This window comes from Methylobacterium sp. WL116, assembly GCF_008039455.1.
Classification (GTDB): Bacteria; Pseudomonadota; Alphaproteobacteria; order Rhizobiales; family Beijerinckiaceae; genus Methylobacterium.
The window spans coordinates 1-5,221 of sequence record NZ_VRUV01000327.1 but is presented as its reverse complement, the minus strand read 5'-3'; the positions used below and the strand labels follow the sequence as shown (position 1 = coordinate 5,221).

General features: G+C 69.9%; 6 protein-coding genes. 4 read left to right on the top strand and 2 right to left on the bottom strand.

The genetic code is table 11. The annotated features are described in order from the left end of the window. The first annotated feature begins 129 nt into the window (after positions 1-129). From FV223_RS19430 to FV223_RS19415, 4 genes are all read left to right on the top strand, one after another. Positions 130-456, top strand: a complete 327-nt coding sequence (locus FV223_RS19430; protein WP_147728547.1) for an RNA-binding S4 domain-containing protein — start codon at positions 130-132, stop codon at positions 454-456. A gap of 207 nt (positions 457-663) precedes the next feature. After that, positions 664-1,002, top strand: a complete 339-nt coding sequence (gene fdxA, locus FV223_RS19425; RefSeq protein ID WP_147728546.1) for a ferredoxin FdxA — start codon at positions 664-666, stop codon at positions 1,000-1,002. 441 nt (positions 1,003-1,443) lie between these two features. Next, complete coding sequence (locus FV223_RS19420; protein WP_147728545.1) at positions 1,444-2,037, top strand: CarD family transcriptional regulator; 594 nt, start codon at positions 1,444-1,446, stop codon at positions 2,035-2,037. 302 nt (positions 2,038-2,339) lie between these two features. Further along, positions 2,340-3,215, top strand: a complete 876-nt coding sequence (locus FV223_RS19415; protein WP_147728544.1) for an RNA polymerase factor sigma-32 — start codon at positions 2,340-2,342, stop codon at positions 3,213-3,215. A gap of 114 nt (positions 3,216-3,329) precedes the next feature. Here the strand turns inward: FV223_RS19415 and FV223_RS19410 are convergent, their stop codons facing one another. Both FV223_RS19410 and zapA read right to left on the bottom strand, forming a co-directional pair. Beyond that, complete coding sequence (locus FV223_RS19410; RefSeq protein WP_147728543.1) at positions 3,330-4,550, bottom strand: L-dopachrome tautomerase-related protein; 1,221 nt, start codon at positions 4,548-4,550, stop codon at positions 3,330-3,332. Positions 4,551-4,648: 98 nt separating this feature from the next. After that, complete coding sequence (gene zapA / locus FV223_RS19405) at positions 4,649-5,035, bottom strand: cell division protein ZapA (RefSeq protein ID WP_147728542.1); 387 nt, start codon at positions 5,033-5,035, stop codon at positions 4,649-4,651. Positions 5,036-5,221 lie beyond the last annotated feature (186 nt).

Below are 5,221 nucleotides of genomic sequence, written 5' to 3'. Positions count from 1 at the left end.
GGCCGGATGCGCGCCCCCCGCGCCGCGAGCGGGCGCCCGATCCCGATTCGCCCTTCGCCAAGCTCGCCGCCCTGAAGGCGCAGCTCGAATCCGGCGAAGGCGGCAAGCGCTGAGGCATCACCGGTCCGCATGAAGGAAGGGCGGCAGCGGCTGGACAAGTGGCTGTGGTTCGCGCGGGTGGCGAAGTCCCGCTCGCTCGCCGCCCGCCTCGTCGAGGACGGCCACGTCCGCCTCAACGGAACCCGGACCACGCTGCCGGCGAAGGGCCTGGCCGTCGGCGACGTGCTGACGGTGGCCGCCGCCCACGCCACGATCATCGTGCGCGTCGTCGACCTCGGGACGCGCCGCGGCTCGGCCGAGGTCGCCCGGCGATTGTATGCGGACCTGTCGGCCGGCGGCGAGGCGGCGCAGGCCCGATCGGTTTCCGAGCCCGAGCCGCCCCTGGAATCAGTGTAGACAAGCCACACTCCGGCACCGCGGGCCGGTTGCGGCATGGGTGCGCTTGTCAGCCCCCTTGGCAGGGGCTAGAGCCCTTGCCATCCAAGGGCCGACCCAAGGCCCGTCGACACGCAAGCCGAACGCGTCCTCGCCCGCCCGCGAGACCGTTCGAGCCCCCGGCGACCGCGGATGCGGCCAGCGCGGATCGAGGACGAAAATCGCACCATGACCTACGTCGTCACCGACAATTGCATCAAGTGCAAGTACATGGACTGCGTGGAAGTCTGCCCGGTGGACTGCTTCTACGAAGGCGAGAACATGCTCGTCATCCATCCCGACGAGTGCATCGATTGCGGCGTCTGCGAGCCGGAATGTCCGGCCGAGGCGATCAAGCCGGACACCGAGCCGAACCTCGAGACCTGGCTGAAGGTCAACGCCGACTACGCCAAGGACTGGCCGAACATCACCCAGAAGAAGGACGCTCCCGGCGACGCCAAGGAGTGGGACGGCGTGGCCGGCAAGTTCGAGGCGCACTTCTCCGCCGCCCCCGGCACCGGCGACTGATCACCCCAGCATCGGCCCGCGGCCTCGATGCCGCGGTTGCCTTGCCGGCTCGGTCCCGGCCTCAGCCAAACCGTGCATAACGTGCTTCGGACGGTGTCGAACCGTCGGGAGCGCGTCGCGCTGCTTTGATTCGACGGTTGATTTGTGATACACAATCCGCCTGCCGTCGCTCGCGCCTGACGTGCTGCCTGCCGCGTCCAAAAACGCGAATTCCGGATCGTCCAGGATAACAGGTGGCACGCGCTCGACTGCTGGAGGCTTCGCCTTCGGCGGCCGTTCTATCATGGGCTGCGCACGGCTGCGCCTGGGAGCTTTCGCCTGCCCGACCGATCCGGTCGGCGGCGTCGGTCGGGCGGTTGAAGCCGGGTGTCCCACCCCGGAAAGACATGGTCACGCGGGTGCTTGCAACCCCCCGCGCTTTGTTCTGGAGGCCCTTCTCGCATGACAACAGCCAAGAAGCCGACGACGGGCCGCCAGGGATTCAAGACCGGCGAGGCGGTGGTCTATCCCGCCCACGGCGTCGGCCGCATCACCGCGATCGAGGAGCAGGAGATCGCCGGCTACAAGCTCGAGCTGTTCGTCGTCTCCTTCGAGAAGGACAAGATGGTCCTGCGCGTGCCGACCGCGAAGGCCAACAGCGTCGGCATGCGCAAGCTCGCCGAGCCGGAACTGGTGAAGAAGGCCCTCGACGTGCTGACCGGCCGTGCCCGCGTCAAGCGGACGATGTGGTCGCGCCGCGCCCAGGAATACGAGGCCAAGATCAATTCCGGCGACCTGCTCTCGGTCACCGAGGTGGTGCGCGACCTGTACCGCTCGGAGGCCCAGCCCGAGCAGTCCTACAGCGAGCGCCAGCTCTACGAGGCCGCCCTCGACCGGATCGTGCGCGAGATCTCGACCGTCAACCGGATCACCGAGACCGAGGCGCTCAAGCTGATCGACCAGAGCCTGCAGAAGTCGCCCCGTCGCGGCAAGGCCGAAGCGGAGGCGGAAGCCGAGGCCGACGGCGACGAGGCCATCCAGGAAGAGGCCGCCTGAGGGCGCGCCGACCGGCCGGGATCGTTCCGGCCCCGTCCCATCCCGATCAGGCCCGGCGCGCGAGCGCCGGGCTTTTTCGTCCGTGCCGTCGCCCACTCGATGGAGCGGTGGTCGGGTAACCTTCGATCGCGCAATCGTGCGTTCGACGGAACCGGACATCCTCGGCCCTGTTGGATCGCCGGCGGAACCTTCGCCTTCGCCCTCCCGTTGTTCGGTGCCTTGCGTGGACGCCCGGTCGGACCGGTGCCTCCGCAGGACGCGGCCGAGGCCGCAGCAGCGCTCGGAAGGAAGAGGCAGGCGGCATGGCGGAAATCGCGGGAATTCGTCGGCAGTTCATTCGCACCGCGATGGAAGCGCCGTTCCTCCAGCGGGACGAGGAACGCGGGCTGGCAGTGAGCTGGAAGGACGAGCGCGACGAGCGCGCCCTCCACAAGCTGATCTCGGCGCACATGCGCCTCGTGATCGCGCTGGCCGGTCGCTTCCGGCATTACGGCCTGCCGATGGCCGACCTCGTCCAGGAAGGCCATGTCGGCCTGATGGAGGCCGCCGCCCGGTTCGAGCCGGAGCGCGAGGTGCGGTTCTCGACCTACGCGACATGGTGGATCAGGGCCTCGATCCAGGACTACATCCTGCGCAACTGGTCGATCGTCCGCGGCGGCACCAGCTCGGCGCAGAAGGCGCTGTTCTTCAACCTGCGGCGGCTGCGCGCACGCCTGATGCAATCGACCGAGGAGCGCGTCGGCGACGAGATCCACCGCCGCATCGCCACCGCCATCGGCGTCTCCCGCGAGGACGTGGCGCTGATGGACGCCCGCCTGTCCGGCCCGGACATGTCGCTCAACGCCTCGGTCGGCGAGGAGAGCGAGGCCTCGTCCGAGCGCATGGACTTCCTCGTCGACGGCGCGGCGCTGCCCGACGAGACCGTGACCGCCACGGTGGACGGCGAGCGCCGCCATCTCTGGCTGCAGCAGGCGCTGACCGTCCTGTCCGAGCGCGAGCTGCGCATCCTGCGCGAGCGCCGCCTCGCCGAGGATCAGGCCACGCTGGAAGCCCTCGGGCATCGCCTCGGCATCTCCAAGGAGCGCGTCCGCCAGATCGAGAACCGCGCCCTTGAGAAGCTCCGCCGGGCCCTGGCCGACCGCTTCCCGCAGACGACCGGCGCCGCCTACGCCGGGTAGGACGCCTCTCCGCATCGATGACGAGAAAGGCCCGACCGGATGGTCGGGCCTTTCTCGTTTTCGCGACGTCCCGTCTTCCCTCCCCCGCAGTGGGGGGAGGGAGAGCGTCGCCCCCTACTTCGTCGACGTGCCCGTCGAGCCGGTGGCGTCCACCGGGCCCGGCTTGATGCTCCACAGCTCGGTCGGCAGGGCCGCCGGGGCGTCGGGCTTGTAGAAGGCTGAGTCCTGGATGTGCGAGGTCGTGAACAGGATGGTGCCGTCCGGCGCCTCGGCGAAGGTGTCGGGCCAGCGCAGGCGCGGATCCTGGATAAGCACCGTCGGCTTCCCGCCCTTGGCGGACAGGTCGCGGACCTTCACCGCGTTCTCCTCCGGCGCGCTGACGTACATCCGGCCGTCGTGCCGGCTGATGATCAAGCCGTCGGCGGGGCCGTTCTCGCCCACCGTCTCGACCTTGCCCGACAGGCTTTTGTCGGTGAGCGCGCTCGGCACCACCGAAGACGTCAACCACCCGGTCAGCGCGTCGGTCGGGAGGCTGTAGAGCGTCTTGCCCTTGATCGCCTGCCAGTAGAGCGTCTTGCCGTCGGGCGAGAGCGCGATGCCGTCGGCCGCGAACTCGACGCCGCGCCCGTCGGGCCGGCGCAGGGGCTTGCCGTCGTAGGTCACGGTCACGCTCTTGTCGGGCATGGTGGTCGGGTCGCCGTCGAGCAGGCGACGGGCCTTGCCGCTGTCGAGGTCGACCACGACGAGGGCGCCGCTCGCGCCGGAATCGGTGAGGTAGGCGGTCTTGCCGTCGGGCGAAAAGCGCACGTCGTTCAGGTACGAGCCCTGGGGCGCCACCGTCTCGTCGAAGGCGATGGTGCGGGCGGGCTTGTTGGTGCTCAGGTCGATCTCGACGAGCTTCGGCCCGTCCTTGACCACCGCCGCCATCGCGGGGGCGGCCGGATCGAGCACCCAGACGTTGCCCTTCGGATCGGCGACCACGCTCTGAACGCAGATCCAGTGGTTGCGCGCGTCGACCTCGTCCTTCTTCGCGTTGCGCCACGCATTCCACTCGGCATCGGGGAACGGCGTCAGCTTGCCGTCCTTCAGCTCGGCGACCGAGATCGCGGTATCCTCGGTCCAGCGCGGGAAGTTGACGAAGATGCGCCCGTCCTTTCCGACGGTGACGCCGGTGACCTGATGCTCGAAGCTCGCCACCTTGGTCAGCACCGGCGCGGTGCCGGGCTGGGACGCGACCGTTTCCTGCGCCACGGCGGCGCCGGAGAGCGCGGTTCCGGCAAGGAGGGCGCTGCCGAGCACGAGGCCCGCGCGGATGCCGGTGATCGTCATGGTCATGGAGAACCTTTTTTCGGGGCGGCGGACGCGCCGCATCAACCCAATCAACGCAGCCGGAGCCGGCCAAGCTTCATCGGACCGGCATCGTTCCGGCACGATCAGCGATGGTCGGCGCCCGCTGGCCCGGCGGTGGCGGCGAGGGTGCGGGCCATCCGCTCGATCCGCTCGGCGGCCCGCGACACGCCGTCGGAGACGCGGGCCGACCGATCCGCCTCGACCGTCTGCGACGCGGCCACCTCGGCGCGCAGCCGCTCGGCCTCGGCCTCCGCCACCGCGAGCCGGCGCTTCAGCTCCGACACCTCGTCGGAGATGGTCAGCGCCGCCATCACCTGCAGGCGCATGTCGCCGATCTCGCCGAAGGCCTTGCGCATGTCGGCGACCCGCGCGCCGAGGTCGGCGGCGAGCGCCGCCAGATGCGCCTCCTCGCCCTCGCCGCAGGCCATGCGGTAGCTCTTGCCGTCGATGGTGACGCTGATCTGGGGCATGCGTGCTGCAGGTCGGCCGAGGACGAGGAAATCGGGACTTCGGCGGATTGGGCGCGTGCGCGCCGCCCGGTCAAGGGTCCGGGCGGGCGAGCACGGTCTCGACGGTGCCGATCGCCCGATCCAGCCGGCGGCCGACCGTGTCGGCGGCGGATTCGGCTGGAAATCCATCGCGGCATGGGGGAAACC

What these genes read in the sequence shown, in the direction of transcription:
- FV223_RS19430 (WP_147728547.1), top strand. Translation starts at nt 130, where the DNA reads ATGAAGGAAGGGCGGCAGCGGCTGGACAAGTGGCTGTGGTTCGCGCGG.
- fdxA (WP_147728546.1), top strand. Translation starts at nt 664, where the DNA reads ATGACCTACGTCGTCACCGACAATTGCATCAAGTGCAAGTACATGGAC.
- FV223_RS19420 (WP_147728545.1), top strand. Translation starts at nt 1,444, where the DNA reads ATGACAACAGCCAAGAAGCCGACGACGGGCCGCCAGGGATTCAAGACC.
- FV223_RS19415 (WP_147728544.1), top strand. Translation starts at nt 2,340, where the DNA reads ATGGCGGAAATCGCGGGAATTCGTCGGCAGTTCATTCGCACCGCGATG.
- FV223_RS19410 (WP_147728543.1), bottom strand. Translation starts at nt 4,550, where the DNA reads ATGACCATGACGATCACCGGCATCCGCGCGGGCCTCGTGCTCGGCAGC.
- zapA (WP_147728542.1), bottom strand. Translation starts at nt 5,035, where the DNA reads ATGCCCCAGATCAGCGTCACCATCGACGGCAAGAGCTACCGCATGGCC.